At 47.6% G+C, this 21,672-nt stretch carries 12 protein-coding genes and 1 pseudogene; 12 read left to right on the top strand and 1 reads right to left on the bottom strand.

Annotation, left to right across the window (positions count from 1 at the left end; translation table 11 throughout):
- The first annotated feature begins 18 nt into the window (after positions 1-18).
- The 10 genes and pseudogenes from RDO88_RS04240 (at position 19) to RDO88_RS04195 (ending at position 17,417) form a co-directional block, all read left to right on the top strand.
- Entirely contained in the window at positions 19-312 is a 294-nt protein-coding gene (locus RDO88_RS04240; RefSeq protein ID WP_307758176.1) for a hypothetical protein, read from the top strand.
- Between the two features lie 30 nt (positions 313-342).
- A pseudogene (locus RDO88_RS13535) lies at positions 343-603 on the top strand (RagB/SusD family nutrient uptake outer membrane protein); the annotation flags it as partial.
- Positions 601-2,052 (top strand): RagB/SusD family nutrient uptake outer membrane protein, encoded by a 1,452-nt coding sequence (locus tag RDO88_RS04230; protein ID WP_374043896.1) that lies wholly within the window; start codon positions 601-603, stop codon positions 2,050-2,052. The pseudogene RDO88_RS13535 and the gene RDO88_RS04230, both read left to right, overlap by 3 nt.
- 100 nt (positions 2,053-2,152) lie before the next feature.
- A complete protein-coding gene (locus tag RDO88_RS04225) occupies positions 2,153-4,513 on the top strand; it encodes a M60 family metallopeptidase (RefSeq protein ID WP_307758175.1) in 2,361 nt (786 codons plus the stop codon).
- Between the two features lie 33 nt (positions 4,514-4,546).
- Positions 4,547-5,677: an Ig-like domain-containing protein gene (locus RDO88_RS04220; protein WP_307758174.1), complete on the top strand. Its 1,131-nt coding sequence runs from the start codon at positions 4,547-4,549 to the stop codon at positions 5,675-5,677.
- Between the two features lie 119 nt (positions 5,678-5,796).
- Positions 5,797-8,073 carry a hypothetical protein gene (locus RDO88_RS04215; RefSeq protein WP_307758173.1) on the top strand — a complete coding sequence of 759 codons (2,277 nt, stop codon included), beginning with the start codon at positions 5,797-5,799 and terminating at the stop codon, positions 8,071-8,073.
- Between the two features lie 1,004 nt (positions 8,074-9,077).
- Entirely contained in the window at positions 9,078-12,392 is a 3,315-nt protein-coding gene (locus tag RDO88_RS04210) for a two-component regulator propeller domain-containing protein (RefSeq protein WP_307758172.1), read from the top strand.
- A gap of 117 nt (positions 12,393-12,509) precedes the next feature.
- On the top strand, positions 12,510-13,952 hold the full coding sequence (locus RDO88_RS04205; protein ID WP_307758171.1) for an alpha-L-fucosidase: 1,443 nt from the start codon (positions 12,510-12,512) through the stop codon (positions 13,950-13,952).
- A 198-nt stretch (positions 13,953-14,150) separates the two neighbouring features.
- Positions 14,151-15,269 (top strand): glycoside hydrolase family 88 protein, encoded by a 1,119-nt coding sequence (locus RDO88_RS04200; protein ID WP_307758170.1) that lies wholly within the window; start codon positions 14,151-14,153, stop codon positions 15,267-15,269.
- A gap of 42 nt (positions 15,270-15,311) precedes the next feature.
- Positions 15,312-17,417: a glycoside hydrolase family 2 TIM barrel-domain containing protein gene (locus RDO88_RS04195; protein WP_307758201.1), complete on the top strand. Its 2,106-nt coding sequence runs from the start codon at positions 15,312-15,314 to the stop codon at positions 17,415-17,417.
- Positions 17,418-17,464: 47 nt separating this feature from the next.
- Here the strand turns inward: RDO88_RS04195 and RDO88_RS04190 are convergent, their stop codons facing one another.
- Entirely contained in the window at positions 17,465-17,815 is a 351-nt protein-coding gene (locus RDO88_RS04190; protein ID WP_307758169.1) for a hypothetical protein, read from the bottom strand.
- Between the two features lie 267 nt (positions 17,816-18,082).
- Between RDO88_RS04190 and ilvD the strand changes: the two genes are divergently transcribed.
- Together ilvD and ilvB are read left to right on the top strand one after the other, a co-directional pair.
- The gene (gene ilvD, locus RDO88_RS04185) at positions 18,083-19,882 is read left to right on the top strand and encodes a dihydroxy-acid dehydratase (RefSeq protein ID WP_307758168.1); all 1,800 of its coding nucleotides are present in this window, start codon (positions 18,083-18,085) and stop codon (positions 19,880-19,882) included.
- A gap of 84 nt (positions 19,883-19,966) precedes the next feature.
- Positions 19,967-21,661: a biosynthetic-type acetolactate synthase large subunit gene (ilvB, locus tag RDO88_RS04180; RefSeq protein ID WP_307758167.1), complete on the top strand. Its 1,695-nt coding sequence runs from the start codon at positions 19,967-19,969 to the stop codon at positions 21,659-21,661.
- Positions 21,662-21,672: the final 11 nt, after the last annotated feature.

The raw sequence follows: 21,672 nt of genomic DNA, 5'->3' as shown, positions 1-21,672 counted from the left end.
CCTAAAACTGCTTGTAATATGAAATTCATTAAAACAATATGTACAACAGCGGCTATTGCAATGGCCGGAATCTTTACTTCCTGCTCAGATTATTTGGATGTGTCCAAGGAGTTATCTCAAAATTTGGATAAGGAAGAAGTTTTTTCTACAGCCAAATATTTAACTCAATGGTATGGGGAGATTTATCAGACCTGCCCAAATTATTCGGAAATGGGATTGGATGTACAAAATTCCAATGGAACAGTGAATGCTCAGGCAATTTATTCTGGAGAAATAGTTTGTGCTCATCCTAATGTGTTGAAATTTGGTTAAAATACCTTTACGCCGAGTAGTACGACTCATAATCGCTGGTGGAATTGCTATAAGCAAATTCGTCAGGCTATGATATTTTTAGAAAATGCACCGGAGAGTATTGGAGAACCGGGGGCTGCTGCTGGTTATATTAGCGTTGAAGAAATGCGACGTTATAAGGCAGATGTTATTTATTTGTTGGCTTATAATTATTTCTTGCTTTTTGAGTTTTATGGCCCTACGCCGATTATTACGGAGATAGCAGACCCGAATGAAGATGTTGATTATGCTCGTGCTTCAGTTGATGAAATGGTACAATACATTGATGGTTTATTGGAACGTGTAATAAGTGGGGATTATAGTGATGCTTTACCGGAGACGATAAAAACGGGAGATGGTGCGGATTATGAACATGATAATAGTGTGTATAATTTACGTGAAATTCTCCGTCCTACTAAAGCTGCAGCTTTGGCATTAAGGGCTCGATTGTGGGTCTATGCAGCCTCTCCTTTGTTCAATGGAGGATATACTGAGGCTCTTAGTTTGACGAATAAAGATGGTAAACGATTGTTCCCCGATTATGATGCTAGTAAATGGCAAACAGCTAAGAAACATTTAGAGGCTCTTTTTGCTTTTGCTGACGCTCATGGTATGGGATTGTATTATTCGAAAGATCGTGATCCGCATACTTCCATTTATGAATTATTCCAATATTACAATGATGAAATTTTGTGGGCAAATGGGAATAATGATTTCAATGACGGTGTTACTTTGAAGATGGAAGCTCGAACTATTCCTGGAGATATTCCTGGTGGTATGGGTAATGTTGGCTTTTATCAGAATATTATTGATTTGTTCTTTACGGAGAATGGATTGGATATTAATGAAGATCCGACATATAATGAAAATGGTTTTACTGATTTAGAGAATCCTTGTACAACTTTGTCAAATACAGTTAAAGAGAAACATGTTGATAAGCATATATTTAACATGTATGTAGGTCGTGAACCCCGTTTTTATGCAGATGTGACATATGAAGGAAAAAGTTGGCATATTCAGCGGAGTGGTTATCCGGATTGGGGAGCCTATTTCAGTAAAGGAGGTGCAGGTTATAAGGATCAGACTATGCATGCCCGTGCCGGATATTTACTTTATAAATTCAACAATCGTACTTTGATGAATGAAGGATCTAATCCGAAGGATTGGGGACGTCCATGGATTTATTTCCGTTTGGCAGATTTTTATCTGTATTATGCAGAAGTTTGTAATGAAATAGACCCGTCCGATCCGAATATTATTAAATATGTTGATTTGGTTCGTGAACGTGCAGGTATACCTGGATATAGAGAATTGGCAGATAATGGAGTAAAGAACATTATTGGTGATCAGGATCAACAGCGAGAGGCAATCTACCGTGAACGTATTATTGAAATGTTGGGTGAAGGTAACTATTACTTTGATATGCACAGATGGATGCGTGCAGGTTGGTCTCAGGATGAATATACTGGTGAATGGATTAAAGATAACGAAGACAAACAAATTATTCGTTATGGAATGGATATCAGTAAACCTGCAGTGACATCATTCAATAACTTGGGTAATACGGCTGTGAAATTCAGTGATAATATCGGTGAAGGCTCTTATTATAATCGTATTGTTGTGGACCGTTATCCTTGGAAAAAGGCTATGTTACTTTATCCTGTACCTTATAATGAGATGCAGAAGAGTGAATTGACGGTTCAGAACCCGTTGTGGGATTGATTGTATTTAATATGTGAGAAATGAGGGGGTGCGGATACCTCTTCGGGAAGCGCACCCCATTACATTTATTCTTTCAATTAATCTAATATCAATGATAAATATGGTGAATGATATTGTCAAATATTTTGGTTTGTTGATAATCTCTTTACTGTTTCCTTTATTGACAATAGCATGTAAGGATACGGACGACGGAGTCCGGATACCGGATAATTGGATTGAAATTTCTACAGATAAAATAGAATTTGCCTATGAAGGTGGGCAGGATATTAGAAATTTCCAGTTAGTGACTGGTATCGATGAATCTGAACTGCAAGTATCATTAAGTAATGGAGGAGATGATTGGTTGACTGTTACGACTCAAAACGGTAGATTACAGGTTCTTTGTGAACGTTCATATGTAGAAAGAGAACGGTCAACTACATTGATTCTCTCTTATGATGATAATCATCATTGCAGTATTTCTGTCACTCAGGCCAAGGCACCTAGTTCGGCAGATATGTTGATAAAAGTGACAAGTGCCGAAGCTACTTCGCAGGAAGAAGATAGTAAAGATAGTGATGGAAATCCGTTGACGATTGCTATGTCATGCGATGGAAATAAGAAAACCTACTATAATTCGAAGTTTGGTGCTGTTACTTATCCATTTTATCTGACTTATACCTTGGAGCAGGGACATACGTTGAATAGTATAGTTTATACTCCTCGTACTGATTCTGGAAATAAATGGGGTTCTTTTGATGAGTTTTCGGTAGAGGTTTCTACAGAAGAACAGCCGAATTTTGCGAAAGTTGGTGAATATGTCCGTGGAAACGGAGTGCATACTCCTTTTACAATCAAATTCCCAGAAGGAATCGTCGGTGTGAAAGAAGTTCGTTTTGTAATTACCAAGGCTTATGAGGATAGAGTAAGCTGTGCTGAAATGGAGTTCTTCCAAGCTAGTGAGAATCGCTTTGATCCTGCAAGTATTTTTGCTGATCAGTTAGGGACCATTTTGAAGGAGGGGGTAACTCAAAAACAAATCAACCAGATTCCCAATAAATATCTGAAAGAGACGGCTCAAAGTTTGTTGGATGGAACATATAGTATGGATTATCGGTTGAGTGATTATCGTCCTTATCAGAATCCTGTAATTATGGCAACAAAAAATAAAACCAACAAATACAGTTTGAGAGACAATCCTACGGGCATTTTTACCAAGTGGGGAGAGACAATTCCTGTGTTTGTAGGGAAAATACCCCAAGGCCGGAAGATATCGATTCTGATTCAGGATGTTAGTGGAGGTTATAATAATTTTAGAGAATATGAATTGGATGAAGGGTACAATGAAGTTACAGCCGATGTTGGTGGACTGATTTATGTACTGAATCATGTGGATGATGATATTCCTCTACCGATAGTTGAAGCTACAGATGCACAAAATAAAGTGATTCGAGACAATACTGTTACATTACACTTCGCAGGTGGTAAGGTAAATGGTTATTTCGATATTGCCAAAAATACGGAAGACGATTGGTTAAGGATATTGAATAATGCACAATATCAAGATATTGATGTACTGGGACATTATTCGCATCTTACTTGGAAAGTAGAGGATTTTAAGAAATATAATACGAAGATTACCGAATCTATTCAGAATCTGGACAATTTGGTTTATGCAGAATTAGATTTCATAGGACTTGTTAAATATGCTCGGATTTTCAATAACCGCATGCATTGTTCTATCGATTATAAGGCAGCCAGCCCTAATGCGTCGGACTATCGTACGGTATATTCTGACAATGGATATGCCAATCTGTTTACAGATATTTCTGTATGGAAACAGCGCTTTTGGGGACCGGCTCATGAAGTGGGGCATTGTAATCAGACACGTCCGGGTATGAAATGGTCTGGATTGACTGAGGTAACTAATAACCTGACAGCTCTTCATGTAGAAGAAACGTTGGGAATAGAGTGTCGTGCATTGACTGATGGTTGGTATCAAAGTTCTTATGACTTGATTGTCAAACAGAATATTGATGATGATCCGGATAATGATGTGCCTCATTGTATTGGATATTCGGATGATGGCTATAACAAAGTATCGGAAAAGTTGGTTCCTTTCTGGCAATTGAAGCTTTATTTTATTGATGCTTTGGGAATGAAAGATTTCTATCGTGATTTGTATGAGTATTACCGAACTCATGAAAGTCCTAGTGATACCGGTAAAAATCAGGGATCCAATCAATTGGATTTTGTTCGTCAAGTATGCCGTATTTCTGGTTATAATATGCTTGATTTTTTTAAAGCGTGGGGCTTTTTATGTCCGGTCGATACCAAACTTAATGATTACGGTACAAAGGAATTTATTATTACTCAAGAGGAAATAAATCAATTGATTGAAGAAATTAACGATTGCAATTATAAAAGGCCTCATACTGAGGTTTACTTGATTACTGATGCAAATTATCAAGACTTTAAATGAAATAAGAATTTTAAATCTAATTAATAGACGAATATGAAAATGAATTGGAATCATACGTTAAACAAGGCCTGTACATGGCTGTCTTTTATTTTGTGTTCATTAGTTTTCATCCATTGCGAAGATGATAAAGAAGTGATTGTTCCTGATAATTGGGTGACAATACCTGGAGAATCTCTCAGTATAGGTTATGAAGGTGGAGAACTTACTGCTGATTACGAGTTGGCAGGGGAATTGGATGCGAATGCTGTGTATGTAATCAATGAAGAAACATGGTGTTCGGGTTATATAAAAGATGGGAAATTGGTGTTTGATATTGCTGCTTCGACAATACCGGAGGAAAGAACTGCTATTTCTTATTTGATATATGATGATTTGCATCAAGTTGAGTTGGTTATAAAGCAAGGAGCTGCCCCTGTTGTACCAGTAGAAAATATTGTAGTAAGTGATGAGCTTCCAGAAAGTATCTATATGCATCAGACAATTGACTTGGCTTCGTATTTCTCTGCTTTACCAGAAAATGCCAGTTATAAGACGTTTACATATAGTGTAGACGATGAAAGTATTGCTACAGTAACGACAGACGGTAAACTTACCGGTGTTTGGGGTGGTGTAGTGAATGTTAATGTTACAGCTATTGATGAAGGTAGATTTTCTATTACAGTCCCAATGACTGTGGAAAGTAATGTGTTGTATTCGACAGATGGATGGACAGTGAAAACTTCTGTTGATTATGGCTATTGTCCGGATGGAACTACGGGTAAACCCGAAGACATATTGGATGGTGAGCTTAGTACATATTTATCATTGGTAAAACCTGGAAAGACCTATAGTGGATGTTCCACACCTGTAGATCATGTTTTACATTTTGTAGTAGATTGTTTGGAGGCGATAGAGTTTAATTATTTTTATTTGGGTTGGAGAAGTAGTAATACACAATCTTATTTAAGAATACCTGAGGTTCAACTTTATGGTAGTCATGATGGAACAACTTTCGAAAAGATTGCTGATAAAATAACAACTGATCGGACTAAAAATTTAAATTACGAACTTCCTTTATCTACATATCGGTATGTGAAAGTGGAATATACTTCTATTGATACTTCAAGTGGTAGTACTGTTCAGGTTGCAGAATTCCGTTTAGGACGTGACTATGAGCGGAACTAATTTAAATTGTTATACTATATAATAATTGACAAGGCATATCTGGTTTTACAAAGGTTAGATATGCCTTGCCTTTTTGTTATAAGATTCCCTAATATTTATTGCCTTTGAGTAAGATTATTATGAAAATATTTCTATTGTCCTTGTTGATTGGCTACACGAGTTTGACTTGGGCTGGTGGACTGGGAAAAGACTGGCTGCTCGACGGAAGTACCTTCCGTAGCAAGATAGAAGTCCGAGATAGTGTTATATATGTAGAGAATGGATTGATGTCTAGGGCATTTACTTTACCTCCCTATGTGGCTACAGTCGGTTTGGACAACAAGATGACCGGTAACGGGGAATTGCGAGCTGTCCGTCCCGAGGCTTTGCTTATCATCGACGGGAAGGAATATCCCGTTGGAGGACTGCACGGACAGCCTGTACAGAACTTCCTTTCCAGAAATTTCATTTCCAGAATGAAAGGGTGTGATACGGCATTCGTCTGTACCGGATACGAGATTGGAAAGATCGTCGAACGCTTTCCTTATAAACCCAACAGGAAATGGATTGCCAATGATGAAAATCCCTGGCCGGCACCCGGAAAACGGATTGTTTTCGAATACCAGGCCGGACCGGAGGCTTCACAGGCCATTCGTGGAATCACAGTCCGGGTCATCTATGAAATCTATGACGGAGCCCCTATCATGTCCAAACAAATTGAAGTCGACAACGGGACAGATAGGAATGTCACTTTGAACGCATTCAAGTCCGAAATATTGGCACTGGCGGAAACGGCGCCCAAAGTACATTATGGAGAGCCGCATGAGATAAGGATGCTTGCCCAGAATCCGGGAACATTCACACGCAATTATAGAAAGAAGCCTGTACAGACTGATGCGCCGAGAGACTATATCGACCGCTTTACCCAACTGTTTGTCGTGACCGACTATGCCATGGGGGGCGACATGGAAGCCATGAAGGACAATCCGGCGGTAAGATGGGTCTTCGACCATCCCGAATACGAAGCCACCGGCATCCGGTATTACGGACAATACAAGCCGGCCCGGCTGGAAGTGGGACTGCCGATAGGACCCGAACTGGACATAGCTCCGGGGGGAAAATTCCAGTCGTGTACCGCGTTTGAGATGCTGAGAGATGCGACCGATACGGAGCGGAGGGGGTTGGCCGAACGTCGGTTCTGGAGGATGATGGCTCCCTGGACACAAGAGAACCCCATATTCATGCATGTCAGGAGTTCGGACGAGCAGTCCGTTCGTACAGCCATTGACCAGTGTGCAGAAGTCGGATTTGAGATGGTTATCATGACATTCGGAAGCGGTTTCAACATAGAAGACGATTCACCCGAATATTTGGCCCGCATGAAACGTTTGAACGATTATGCCGTGTCCAAAGGCATCACACTGGGAGGATATTCCTTGCTGGCCAGCCGTGGTGCTGGGAACGAGGATGCGGCCATCAGCCGCAAGACCGGAAAACCGGCGGTCAGCCGTGAGGAAGGAAGCCGCTTCGGCAAGTCGCCCTGTCTGGCTTCTGAATGGGGGAACCGGTACTTCAACCGGCTGACTGCTTTCTTTGAGAAAACCGGTATGGGCAATTTCGAACATGACGGTTCTTATCCGGGCGATCCCTGTGCTTCTCTTACGCACAGCGGACACCGCGGATATGAGGACTCCCAATGGAAACAATGGAAAGTAATCAGCAACTTCTACCATTGGTGCCGCGAGAAAGGAATCTACCTGAATGTTCCCGACTGGTATTTCCTTTCCGGTTCGAACAAGACTCCGATGGGATATGTGGAAACCAACTGGTCCTTGCCACGGGCTTATCAGGAAATCATCGAACGTCAGAATATCTATGACGGAACATGGCAGAAGACACCCAGTATGGGGTATATGTTCGTTCCGTTGACCCAATATCATGGCGGGGGTGAACAGGCTACCATCGAACCTCTTTGCAAGCATCTGGACCATTACCAGGTCCGACTGCAGAACTTGTTCGGAGCAGGCGTGCAAGCCTGTTACCGAGGCCCCCGCTTATATGATACGGAACAGACCCGTGCGATGGTAAGCCATTGGGTCAGCTTCTATAAGAAATACCGCTCCATATTGGATTCGGACATTATTCATCTGCGCCGTCCTGACGGAAGGGACTGGGATGGAATTCTGCATGTCAATCCCCGGCTGAAACAGAAAGGTTTCCTTGCTGTCTACAACCCGCTGGAAGAAGACATTGAACGTGAAATTGACTTGCCGGTCTATTACACTGGATTACATAAACAGGTTCGTTTGAAAGAGCAGGATGGAAAAGCAGTAGTATATCCGGTGGATAGGGATTATACCATCCGAGTGACAATTCATATTCCAGCGAAAGGATTCAACTGGTATGTGTTGGAATGATTGTTGGATATTCGATTTTGCAAATAGTATTACGATTGTTTTTTAACTGGTTGATGTTTATATGAGGGCTCAATATGGAAAATGGCTTATTTTACATAGAACAGATGTGTGATTAAAAATAACATAGTTCAATATTTGTAATCTAGGAAGATTTTTTCTGTAAAAGAATTATCTTTGCAATTGTGGTAATGTTAATCGGATATTTACTCAACTTAAAAAAGGAATGTATAATGATAATAATTCCGAGTTATTGATAGAGTTTGATAAGGGAAGATATGGACTTTATGAAAATAAAAAAGTTATTGTTTTGGGGGCTGTTATTGTTGATCGGTAATATTAAGGCGGCGGATTTTAGTTATAAGTTTAGGAATTTATCTCCTGATGGTGGATTTTATTATGATGGTGTAAAAGATATCAAACAGGATCAAACCGGATTTATTTGGGTGATGATGGATTACGAATTGTATCGTTTTGATGGTTATCACTACAAAAGATATCATTCTTATTTTGCTGAGATGCAACCAACTCGGAAATGGGTATTTAGAAATATGGCTTCAGATAATAGTGGAGGGATATTTGTAAATACAAATAATGGATTGTATTTATATAATCCTATATTAGATTCTTTTCAGCGAATTTATGATGGAGTCCAATCGGTGGAGATTGATGGAAGGAACAGAGTATGGATAAGAACGAATAATCGATGGTATATGTTAAATCCAGCTGACGCGAGTTTGATAAAGCCTGAGTATGAAGGAGCATTTGCGGGATATCATACAGATTTGTTCTGTGTACATAATTCTGATTTATATACGTTTAGTCTACAGAGAATTTACCGTTTTAATTATGTTAATAATAAGAATAAACTTTGCTTGAATTTACCAGATAAGGAGGGAATTATTCGTTTTGCTCAGACATATATGGGAAAACTGTGGATTTTTACAGACAAAGGATTGCTTTGCAAAATAGATTTGGCCTCTTTTCATATTGAAAAAAAGTATAATTTGTTTTCTAATTATAAGACGACTGATTTTCGTTCATTTTGTATTGATAATAATGGAAAAATTTGGTTTGGAACGATTGAGGGGATTTATGTCTTCACTCCCGATGACGAAACCTGGACCCATTATACCCATTCCCGTTCCGACAAGTTCAGTTTGCCGAACAATTCCGTCTGGCGGATATATGCGGACAAATACTCGAATTTATGGATTGGTACCTATTCGGGAACATTGAGTTATGTATATATCGGCGAGTCCGATGCCTTCCAGACCTGGACTCCCCGCAATGGCGGATTGAACTACACGCCTGTCAGTGCCTTTGCCGACGCCTCGGATGCCCTTTGGATTGGTACAGAGGGAGGTGGTATGAACCGTATGGACAAGTCGACAGGACAGATTTCTTCTTTTTCCCCATGGAACGGTACGGACTTTCGCAATATAAAGTCTTTGGTTACGGACCCTGAGCAGAATTTATGGATTTCAACTTTCAGAGAAGGGTTGGGAATGTATGATGTCAGGCAGCGGCGGCTTGTTCGCTATCGGCATGCCAAGAATGACAAGCGGTCGTTGCTTGCCGATGATATCAGGAAAACCATCCTGGAGGCCGATTCCGGTTTGTGGGTCGCCTATCAATATCAGAAGCCTGTGGTATCATTTTTTTCATTCCACGACCGGTTGTTCACGCATTATGAACTGGATAAGACATCGGATTATCTGTTTGATATCCAGCGCCAGGGTGAAAACAAGTTATGGGCTATCAGCAACGAAGCGCTTTATTGTCTGGATATCCATACGCGCCAGGTGGAAAAGAAGATGCCGGCCGATTCCATTTATCTGGGCTTGTTTACCTTCTGTTTGGACGATTCGGGCAATATTTGGATTGGCACGATAGGAAACGGGCTGGTGAAGTATGATGTCAATACGTCGGAATTTCATCCGATGAAGGATGTATTGCAGCGTAATATTTATTCTGTTTATACGTTGTGTTATGACGACGGAAACATCTGGATGGGTACTGACGACGGGCTTTATTGTTATCACATAGCGAGCAATCATCTGGCACGTTTTGATGAAGGCGAAAATACGCAGGGGCAGGTGTATTATCCGCTGGCTTCCATGAAGGGCATGGACGGTAAACTTTATTTTGGCGGCACGAACGGCTTTACCTGTGTAGACCCTAAAAAAATATCATATAATGCCTATAAACCTAAGGCGCTGATTTCCAATTTTTATATCGACCATGAGGTGGTGCGTCCGGATTATGTGCTGAAGGATTCGGTTCGCGAGGTTGTCTTGGCCTATGACCAGACCAATTTTGGTTTCCAGTTTTCTTCGGATAGTTATCATATTCCGGAGAAGAACCGCTTCAAGTATCGTTTGCGCGGATACAATGATACATGGATTACGGTGGATGCGCAGAACCGCACGGCCATGTATTCGAAGGTGCCGGCCGGCGTTTACTGGTTTGAGGTTTACGCGGCCAACAATGATGGAGTGTGGAGCGACGCGCCTACTGTTGTCAAGGTCATACGGAAGGTAGCCCCCTGGTTCAGCTGGCCGGCATACGTCCTGTATTTCCTGGTGTTCTCCGCCGGCGTTTATGCGGTTTACCGGCATTATTCAGAAAAGAAACGGTTCAAGTTGTTGCTCTATCAGGAAAGCTTGGAGCGCGACAAGAAGGAGCAGATTCATCAGGCCCAGCTCCGTTTCTTCACCAACATTTCGCACGACTTCCGCACGCCTCTGTCGTTGATTCTGGCTGCTTTGGACAAGTTGAGGCGTGAGGGCCTGAAAGAGTATTACTATCGTATTCTGAATGGCAACGTACAACGATTGCTGAATCTGGTAAATGAGCTGATGGACTTCCGTACGGTGGAAAATGGAATGATGAAACTGGAGTTGGAGCCGTTGGACATCAACCGGATGGTAGCGGACATCAGCAATGATTTCGTGGATTATGCCAGGGAGCGGGAGATAGATTTCAGAGTCGAGTGTGACAAATCCCTTGCTCCTTCGATATATGCCGACCGGAACATTGTGGAGAAGATTGTCATGAACTTGCTGAACAATTCTTTCAAGTATACGAGAGGGAAGGGGACCATCTGCTTGAAGACGTTGAATGAAGGGACGGCTTTTGTGTCCCAATATAAAAACAGCTTTACCGTGGGCAATTGTGCGGGCCGGTACTATTCGCTGGTTGTGAGCGATACGGGAGTCGGCATTTCCGGAGAATCGATCAGCAGCGTGTTCGAGCGATTCTACAAAGTGAATACGGTGAACGCCGATTCGCATCTGGGTACAGGCATCGGATTGGCTTTGGTCAAGAGCCTTGTCTTGTTGCAGAAGGGAGATGTCACAATCTATAGTGAACGGGATAAAGGTACGGACATGGTTGTACGCCTGCCTTTGGATGCGGAAGTGTTCCATGAAACGGATTTCAAAAAGCTGCCGGTGGAAACTCCCGATGAGGTCGTTGGCGAGCAACCGGATGAGGGAAAAATAGGTAATGTGGTTGAACACGTGGAAGAGCGTTTGCAGAACGAAAACAAGAAGAAAATCCTTTTGGTGGAAGACAATGCAGACTTGCGGGCGCTGATCGCCGAGTCGCTGGCCGATGAGTTTCTGGTGATACAGGCCGAAGACGGACTGGTCGCGCTGAAGCGGATGGAAAACATGGACTTCGATCTGGTAATCAGTGATATTATGATGCCCAATAAAGACGGTGTATCGTTGTGCAATGACATCAAGAACGATTTGAATACCTCGCATATTCCTGTTGTGTTGTTGACGGCCAAAACCAGTTTGGAGAGCAAACTGGAAGGAGTGGATTCGGGGGCAGACTTGTATTTTGAGAAGCCGGTCGATTTGACTTACCTGAAGCTTTCGTTGCTCAATATCTTCCGTAACCGCCAACAGCTGAAGGAACATTATGCCAAAAATTATTATGCAGACAGTAGTGAGCTGGTTACCAACGAGCAGGACAACAAGTTCTTGAAAATGTTTATTGATTATGTAGAGGCGCACATGGATTGCTCGCAACTGGATGTCAACCGGATTGCAGAGGAATTGGGGATGAGCCGTAGCAAATTGTACTCCAAGGTGAAGGGGCTGACGGGAAAGTCGGTTGTAGAGTTTGTGTTGAATTGCCGTCTGCGTAAGGCTGCCCGTCTGATTATTGAAGAGGATTTGACTATGCGCGAAGTGATGGCCCAGGTCGGCATCGAAAGCCAGGCTTACTTTACCAATGCGTTCAAGAAAGTCTTTGGGGAAACACCGACTTCGTTTGCATCCAAGCATAAGAAACCTTCGGATAAGTGATTGGAAAAGCGTATGTTATACTTTTTTTGTCGATTTGAGTAAGAATAAAGTGGATTTGAGTAAGACGATATGGATTGAAATGCCTTCTTTTGCATCACTTTATATGATACGTTAATTATGAATAGAATTTTGCAGATTGCATTTGTGGGTTTCTTGCTGTCCGTATCTTGTCCTGTTTGGAGCCAGCAGAAACCATTACCCGCCGACCAGGAAATCCCCCTGAAGTACGGGGCCGATCGCTTGGGGAAACGTAGTGATGCCGCCATGCAGAAGTTCCGCGACAACCGCTTGGGGGCTTTTATCCATTGGGGACTTTATGCCATTCCCGGTGGAGAATGGAACGGAAAAGTGTATAACGGTGCTGCCGAATGGCTGAAGTCATGGGCGAAGGTGCCGTCGGACGAGTGGATGAAACTGATGGACCAGTGGAATCCGCAGAACTTCGACGCCAGGGCTTGGGCGAAGATGGCCAGGCAGATGGGGGTGAAGTATGTGAAGATTACCACCAAGCACCACGAAGGTTTCTGTCTCTGGCCCAGCAAATACACGAAATATACGGTTGCCAATACGCCTTATAAGAAAGATATTTTGGGCGAACTGGTGAAGGCTTATAACGATGAAGGCATCGACGTGCATTTCTATTTTTCGGTAATGGACTGGAGTCATCCTGACTATCGCTACGACATCAAGTCGAAGGAGGACGAGGAGGCGTTCAGCCGTTTCCTGGAATTTACGGACAACCAGCTGAAGGAACTGGCTACCCGCTATCCCACCGTCAAGGACTTCTGGTTCGACGGGACATGGGATGCCAGCATCAAGAAGAACGGCTGGTGGACGGCTCATGTGGAGAAGATGCTGAAGGAACTGGTGCCGGGCGTTACCATCAACAGCCGTCTGCGTGCCGATGACTATGGCAAACGCCATTTCGACAGCAACGGGCATCTGATGGGCGACTACGAATCGGGGTACGAGCGTCGTCTGCCCGATCCGGTGAAGGACCTGAAGGTGACTCGCTGGGACTGGGAAGCCTGCATGACCGTGCCTGAAAACCAGTGGGGGTATCACAAGGACTGGACGTTGAGCTATGTGAAGACGCCTCTGGAGGTGCTGGAACGAATCGTTCATGCCGTTTCGATGGGAGGTAACATGGTGGTGAACTTCGGCCCCCAGCCCGACGGTGATTTCCGTCCCGAAGAGAAACAGCTGGCAGAAAGCATCGGTCGCTGGATGAAGAAGTATGGCGAGTGCATCTATGGCTGCGACTATTCCGGCTGGGAGAAGCAGGCGTGGGGATATTACACCCGCAAGGGCAAGGATGTGTATATGGTTGTGTTCAATCCTCCTTACTCCAAACATCTGGTGGTAAAGACTCCTGCGGGTACCGAGGTGGTCAAGGCTGTGACCGTGAACGGTGGGCAGGAAGTGAAAGTGACCGAGACGGCCCGTAACGAATACAATGTAGACATGCCGGCCAAAGACCCGGGCGAGCCTTTTGTCATCAAGCTCGAGACGAAAGAAAAAACGGCTGGAACGGACAAGTACCGTGACGCCCTTACCTGATGCGCCGCCCGTACTGGATTAGTACGCCGCTCGTACTAATGCTGATATGTCCCCGCCATGAAGGCGGGGCCGTGTATCCGGTCCGATACTGTAAGAAAAAAACTTCTAACCTGATATTATATATAATAGATGTATGTTTCACACGGCGTGAAACGGAAATAAACGTATTGATAACTGATAAGGAAAACAATAGGTATGATGAAAAAGATTTGTTTGTACACAATGTTCTGGCTGGCCGCCACCTTGCAGATGGTGGCTCAGCCGAAATTCGACAAAGCTGAAGTGAAGGCCTGGATGAAGCGGGTGGCCGACTGGCAGATCGCCAATCCCAACAAAGGGGCCGAGCACGATGACCTGGACTGGACACACGCCGCCCTCTATATGGGCATGATAGACTGGGCCGAGCTGGCGGAAAGGGAAGACGGCGACAGCTCGTATTACAAATGGCTGCTCCGCATCGGCCGGAGGAACCATTTCCAGATGGGCAAGTGGATGTATCACGCCGACTTCATCGCCGTGGGGCAGCCTTTCATCGACCTCTACCGGAAGTATGGCGAGATAAAGATGATAGCCCCTGTGATGGCGCGTGCCAACTGGGTGGTGGACAATCTGCCCGAGACGACGTTGGAACTGGACTACGGACACATAGAGACATTGAGCCGCTGGTCGTGGTGCGATGCGCTCTTCATGGCGCCGCCGGTCTATGCCAAACTCTATGCACAGACGCTCAACAAGAAATACCTGGACTTCCTGAACCGGGAATATAAGGCTACCTACGACTACCTGTTCGACAAGGAAGAACAGCTGTTCTACCGCGACCGCCGTTACTTCGACAAGCGCGAGGCCAATGGCAAGAAGGTATTCTGGGGACGCGGCAACGGTTGGGTGCTGGGCGGATTGTCCGAAATCCTCCAGGCGCTTCCCGTTGACGAACCTTCGCGCAAATTCTATCAGGATCTGTTTGTGACGCTGGCTACCCGTGTGGCCGGTTTGCAGAGCCCCGACGGCTATTGGCATGCCAGCCTGCTCGATCCCGAATCCTATCCTTCGCCCGAAACGAGTGCCACAGGCTTTGTTGTCTATGCGCTGGCTTACGGCATCAATGAAGGTTTGCTCGACAAGGATACCTTCCTGCCCGTCGTTGCAAAGGGCTGGAAGGCATTGGTCGATGCAGTCGATGCCGACGGCAAGCTGGGCTATGTGCAACCCATCGGAGCCGATCCGCGCAAAGTGACCCGCGACATGACCGAGGTCTATGGAGTGGGGGCTTTCCTGATGGCCGGATGTCAGGTGTATCGTTTGGCAGCCGCTCAGTAACCGATGATCATGAAAAGCAAAGATAATATGAAGAAACGGTGTATGTTTTTGCCGGCTGTATTGCTGGCATGCTTGCTGGGCTTTGCGCTGAAGGCGGAAGCCCGCGATGTGACGTCGTTCAACGACGGATGGGAATTCAAGAAAGGGCCGTTTGCGGCGGATGCCATGCAGATGGCGGCCAAGTGGAATGCCGACTGGGAGAAGGTGACCGTGCCCCACACCTGGAATGCGGACGACATGCAGAAGAAGACCAACAGCTTCTATGCCGGCGTGGCCTATTATCGGAAACAGCATGTCTTCCCCAAGTCGCTGGAAGGCAAGCGCATCTTCCTGCGCTTCGAGGGCGTAGGCTCGTGTGCCGAGGTCTATGTCAACGGCTATCTGGTGGGGACGCACAAGGGGGCCTATTCGGCTTTCGTCTGCGAAATCGGCTCACAGGTCAAGTATGGTGAGGAGAATGAAATCGTGGTGAAGGCCGACAATACGGCGCGGCCCGACGTGATACCGGTCAACCACGGCCTGTTCGGTGTCTATGGCGGCATCTACCGTCCCGTGTGGCTGGTGGTGACCGAGCCTTGCAACATCGTGGTGAACGACTGCGCATCGCCAGGTGTGTACATCACGCAGAAGAATGTATCGAAGAAGTCGGCCGAGGTGTCTGTCAAGGTGAAGCTGGACAATGCCACGCTGGCGCCGGTTCCTTTGGAGCTGGAGAATGCCATCTATACCCGCGAAGGCAAGCTGGTCAAGACGCATCGCCAGTCTTTCGACCTGACACCTCAGGGTGTGCAGAGTTATGTCTCCCATTTCAAGATCAGCAATCCCCATTTGTGGCAGGGACGCGAGGACCCTTATCTTTATAAGGTGGTGTCTCGCCTGAAGCAGGACGGGCAGGTCATCGACGAGGTGGTGCAGCCTCTGGGCTTGCGCAAGTACGAAGCCATAGCCGGCAAGGGCTTCTTCCTGAACGGCAAGAAGTATCCCATGTACGGCGTTACCCGCCATCAGGACTGGTGGGGATTGGGCAGCGCGCTGACCAATAAGGAGCACGACTTCGACTTGGCACAGATTATGGAGGTGGGAGCCACGACCGTGCGCTTCGCCCACTACCAGCAGTCGGACTACATTTACTCGCGTTGCGATACGCTGGGCCTCGTCATCTGGGCCGAGATTCCTTTCGTGAACCGCGTCACGGGGCAGGAGTGGGACAACGTACACCAGCAGATGCGCGAGCTGATACGTCAGAGCTTCAACCACCCCTCCATCTATGTGTGGGGCATCCATAACGAAGTCTATCATCCGCACGGCTATACGGCGGCGCTTACGCAGTCTGTCCACGAACTCTGCAAGCTCGAGGACCCCGACCGCTATACGGTGGCCGTCAACGGCTACGGCCATGTGGAGCATCCCGTCAACGAGAATACCGACATACAGGGCATGAACCGCTACTTCGGCTGGTACGAGAAGAAGATACAGGACATCAAGCCCTGGGTCGAGAAGATGGAGAAGGAATATCCCTGGCAGCGGCTGATGCTGACCGAATATGGCGCGGACGCCAACATCGAGCATCAGACGGAGATACTGGGCGACGCCCTGAACTGGGGCAGCGACTTCTATCCCGAGACTTTCCAGACCAAGACACACGAGTACCAGTGGAGCATCATCGCCCAGCACCCCTACATCCTGGCATCCTATCTGTGGAATACGTTCGACTTTGCCGTGCCCATGTGGAAGCGCGGTGGCGTGGATGCGCGCAACATGAAGGGGCTCATTACCTTCGACCGCAAGACGCGCAAGGACTCTTTCTACTGGTACAAGGCCAACTGGAGCAAGGAACCTGTGCTCTACCTGACGCAGCGCCGCAACACGGAGCGCGAGCGCAAGGAGACTTCCGTGACCGTTTACTCTAACCTCGGCACGCCCCGCGTCTACCTGAACGGCCAGGAGCTGGAAGGCATCCGCAAGGGCTATACCGATGTCCACTACGTTTTCGACAAAGTGACCCTGGCCGAAGGGCGCAACGTGCTCAAGGCCGTCATCACCTCCGATGGCAAGGAATACACCGACGAAATCGTATGGAACTACAATGGCGACCGTGTACGCCAGGCCGACTCCTACGAACATAAGAAGGAACACGCCGGCTGGTAAGTCCACCGTCTGCCGTCCGATATTTGATGCAAGCCGTTTGCTGTCGTTCAGCAAGCGGCTTGCCGTGTTTTTGCAGACCGCTTGCAGCGATATTGCAAGCCCTTTGCAGAGTCACTGCAAGTGCCTTGCAGAGTTACTGCAAGCCCCTTACAGAGTTGCTGCAAGCGCCTTGCAGCGATACTGCAAAAGGTGTGCAGCTGTTTTGCAGTGGCATTCGGCTGATAATCAGCTGGATTCATTGCGAGGCAAATCGGCGTGACTGCATGTCTTTCCTCCTGTGTGAGAATCTGCAGGAAGCCGTTTCCGGCTCTTCCGTTGGCAGGCTTCTGATGATAAAAGGAGACTTTTCTTTGCCCTTTTCTTACGATTCTATAGAAAAATATGATTTTTTTCTTCAAACTGTTTGGATATTATAAAAAAGCCCTTACCTTTGCATCACGTTAAACAACAAAGATAACCCGATTTATCAATTTATAAAAACAGAAGAAACTTATGATGCTACATACATCCATTAACCTGGCAGTCCTGCATATTATTCGCGTCGTGGTCTTGAAATCAAGAGCGTGAGAAAGGTTTTGTGTATGTATTCATACGTCGGAAGATAATTATTGAAGCCTTTCTCACTGATGAGAAAGGCTTTTTTCATTGAAAGGAGAACAACAAAGATGAAACACCAGTTACGCAGTTCGTTCAGTACGCAGGGCCGCCGCATGGCCGGGGCACGTGCGTTGTGGGTGGCCAACGGCATGAAGCGCGAGCAGATGGGAAAGCCCATCATTGCCATCGTCAACTCGTTCACGCAGTTTGTGCCGGGACACGTCCACCTGCACGAAATCGGCCAGTATGTCAAGGAAGAGATTGAAAAGCTGGGCTGCTTTGCCGCCGAGTTCAATACCATCGCCATCGACGACGGCATCGCCATGGGACACGACGGCATGCTCTACTCCCTGCCTTCGCGCGACATCATAGCCGACAGCGTGGAGTACATGGTCAACGCCCACAAGGCCGATGCCATGGTGTGCATCAGCAACTGCGACAAGATAACGCCGGGCATGCTCATGGCCGCCATGCGCCTGAACATCCCCACCGTCTTCGTCTCGGGCGGACCGATGGAGGCGGGCGAATGGAAGGGTCAGCACCTCGACCTGATAGATGCCATGATCAAGTCGGCCGACACGACGGTGAGCGATGACGACGTGGCCAAGATTGAGCAGCATGCCTGCCCCACGTGCGGATGCTGTTCTGGCATGTTCACCGCCAACTCCATGAACTGCCTGAACGAGGCCATCGGCCTGGCTCTGCCGGGTAACGGTACCATCGTGGCTACGCACGAGAACCGTAAGAAGCTCTTCAAGGACGCCGCCAAGCTGATAGTGGAGAACGCCTACAAATACTATGAGGACGGCGACGAGAGTGTGCTGCCCCGCAGCATTGCCACGCGCGAGGCTTTCCTCAACGCCATGACGCTGGACATCGCCATGGGTGGCTCGACCAACACGGTGCTCCACCTGCTGGCCGTGGCTCATGAGGCGGGAGCCGATTTCAAGATGGAAGACATCGACATGCTGTCGCGCAAGACGCCCTGTCTCTGCAAGGTGGCGCCCAACACGCAGAAGTTCCATGTACAGGACGTGAACCGTGCAGGTGGTATCGTAGCTATCATGGCCGAGCTGGCCAAGGGCGGCTTGGTGGATACCAGCGTGAAGCGCGTGGACGGCCTGACGCTGGCCGAAGAGATAGACCAGTATTGCATCACCAGCCCCAACGTCTGCAAGAAGGCATTGAAGAAATACGCCAGCGCTCCCGGCGGCAAGTTCAACCTGAAGCTGGGTTCGCAGGACAACTGTTATAAGGAATACGACACCGACCGTGCCGAAGGCTGCATCCGCGACTTGGAGCATGCCTACAGCAAGGATGGCGGATTGGCCGTGTTGAAGGGAAACATCGCACAGGACGGTTGTGTGGTAAAGACTGCCGGTGTGGACGAAAGTATCTGGAAGTTCACCGGTCCTGCCAAAGTCTTTGACTCGCAGGAAGCAGCCTGCGAAGGTATCCTGGGCGGCAAGGTGCAGAGCGGCGACGTGGTGGTCATCACTCACGAAGGTCCCAAGGGCGGTCCTGGTATGCAGGAGATGCTCTATCCCACCTCTTATATCAAGTCTCGTCACCTGGGAAAGGAGTGTGCCCTCATTACTGACGGGCGCTTCAGCGGCGGTACGTCGGGCCTGAGCATCGGCCACATCTCGCCCGAAGCGGCAGCCGGCGGCAACATTGGCAAACTGGTGGACGGCGACATCATCGAGATAGATATCCCTAACCGCACCATCAACGTCCGGCTGACCGATGCCGAACTGGCGGCACGCCCCATGACGCCCGTCACCCGCAATCGCGAGGTGTCCAAGGCGCTGAAGGCCTACGCCAGCCTGGTGAGCTCGGCAGACAAGGGAGCGGTGAGAATTATATAATTGAAAATTGAGAATTGAAAATTAATAGTCTTGTGATTTCGCTGGCAATTTCCCATTTTCAATTCTCCATTATCCATTAAAGAAATGAAAGATACAATTACAGGCGCAGAAGCCCTGATGCGCTCCTTGGAGCACGAAGGGGTAAAGACTATATTCGGCTATCCGGGCGGCAGCATTATGCCCGTGTTCGATGCCTTATACGATCATCGGAAGACGTTGAACCACATCCTGGTGCGCCACGAACAGGGGGCTACCCATGCCGCACAGGGTTTTGCCCGCGTGTCGGGTCAGGTAGGTGTCTGCCTCGTGACCAGCGGACCGGGTGCCACCAATACCATTACCGGTATTGCCGACGCCATGATAGACAGTACGCCCATCGTGGTTATTGCCGGGCAGGTGGGTACAGGCTTCCTCGGTACGGATGCCTTTCAGGAAGTGGACCTTGTAGGTATCACGCAGCCCATCACCAAGTGGAGTTACCAGATCCGTCGGGCCGAAGATGTGCCTTGGGCCGTGGCGCGTGCCTTCTACATTGCCCGTAGCGGGCGTCCGGGACCTGTAGTGCTCGACTTTGCCAAGAACGCGCAGGTGGACAAGATGGAATATGCTCCCGTGACGGTCGACTATATCCGCAGCTACCAGCCTGTGCCCGACATGGATATGGAAGCTATCCGCGAGGCTGCCGACCTTATCAATGCCGCCGAGCGCCCGTTGGTACTCGTGGGGCAGGGGGTAGAACTGGGTAATGCTCAGGCCGAACTCCGGGCCTTCATCGAGAAAGCCGGATTGCCTGCCGGACGTACCCTGCTGGGACTTTCGGCCCTTCCTTCCGACCATCCGTTGAATAAAGGTATGCTGGGCATGCACGGCAATCTGGGGCCGAACATCAATACCAACAAGTGCGACGTGCTGATAGCCGTGGGCATGCGCTTTGACGACCGTGTGACGGGCAACGTGGCGACTTATGCCCCGCAGGCTAAAATCATCCACTTCGACATCGACCCTGCCGAGATAGACAAGAACATCAAGACCGACGTAGCCGTGCTGGGCGATTGCAAGCAGACGCTCCCTGCTGTGACCGAACTGCTGAATTCCGCCACCCATCAGGAATGGCTCGACAGTTTCCGTACTTACGAGGAAGTGGAGGAAGAGAAGGTTATCCGTCCCGAACTCCATCGCACGACCCGCGAACTGAGCATGGGCGAAGTGGTACGTGCCGTGAGCGAAGCTACAAACAACGAAGCCATCCTGGTGACCGACGTAGGCCAGAACCAGATGATGTCTGCCCGCTACTTCAAGTACTCCCGTGAGCGCAGCATCGTCACTTCCGGCGGACTGGGCACGATGGGCTTCGGTCTTCCTGCCGCCATTGGAGCCACCTTCGGTCGCCCCGACCGTACCGTCTGCGTCTTCATGGGCGACGGCGGCCTGCAGATGAACTTGCAGGAACTGGGTACGGTGATGGAGCAGAAAGCACCTGTCAAGATGATATTGATGAACAACAATTATCTGGGCAATGTGCGCCAGTGGCAGGCCATGTTCTTCAACCGCCGTTACTCGTTCACCCCTATGTTGAACCCCGACTACATGCAGATAGCCGCCGCCTACGGCATCCCTTCGCGCCGCGTCATGGAGCGTTCGGAGTTGGCCGATGCCATCCGCGAAATGCTGGCCACGGACGGTCCCTTCCTGCTCGAGGCCTGCGTGGAAGAAGAGGGTAACGTAATGCCGATGACGCCTCCGGGCGGTTCGGTGAACCAGATGCTTTTGGAATGCTAAAAGATACAGAC

The organism is uncultured Mediterranea sp. (assembly GCF_902493215.1).
Classification (GTDB): Bacteria; Bacteroidota; Bacteroidia; order Bacteroidales; family Bacteroidaceae; genus Bacteroides.
This window is presented reverse-complemented; position numbering and strand designations above follow the sequence as displayed.

Bases quoted from the DNA above. Each gene is read 5' to 3' on its own strand.
- RDO88_RS04230 (WP_374043896.1), top strand. From the start codon at position 601: ATGGTACAATACATTGATGGTTTATTGGAACGTGTAATAAGTGGGGAT.
- RDO88_RS04205 (WP_307758171.1), top strand. From the start codon at position 12,510: ATGAATAGAATTTTGCAGATTGCATTTGTGGGTTTCTTGCTGTCCGTA.
- ilvD (WP_307758168.1), top strand. From the start codon at position 18,083: ATGAAACACCAGTTACGCAGTTCGTTCAGTACGCAGGGCCGCCGCATG.
- RDO88_RS04215 (WP_307758173.1), top strand. From the start codon at position 5,797: ATGAAAATATTTCTATTGTCCTTGTTGATTGGCTACACGAGTTTGACT.
- ilvB (WP_307758167.1), top strand. From the start codon at position 19,967: ATGAAAGATACAATTACAGGCGCAGAAGCCCTGATGCGCTCCTTGGAG.
- RDO88_RS04195 (WP_307758201.1), top strand. From the start codon at position 15,312: ATGTTTTTGCCGGCTGTATTGCTGGCATGCTTGCTGGGCTTTGCGCTG.
- RDO88_RS04220 (WP_307758174.1), top strand. From the start codon at position 4,547: ATGAAAATGAATTGGAATCATACGTTAAACAAGGCCTGTACATGGCTG.
- RDO88_RS04200 (WP_307758170.1), top strand. From the start codon at position 14,151: ATGAAAAAGATTTGTTTGTACACAATGTTCTGGCTGGCCGCCACCTTG.
- RDO88_RS04225 (WP_307758175.1), top strand. From the start codon at position 2,153: ATGGTGAATGATATTGTCAAATATTTTGGTTTGTTGATAATCTCTTTA.
- RDO88_RS04240 (WP_307758176.1), top strand. From the start codon at position 19: ATGAAATTCATTAAAACAATATGTACAACAGCGGCTATTGCAATGGCC.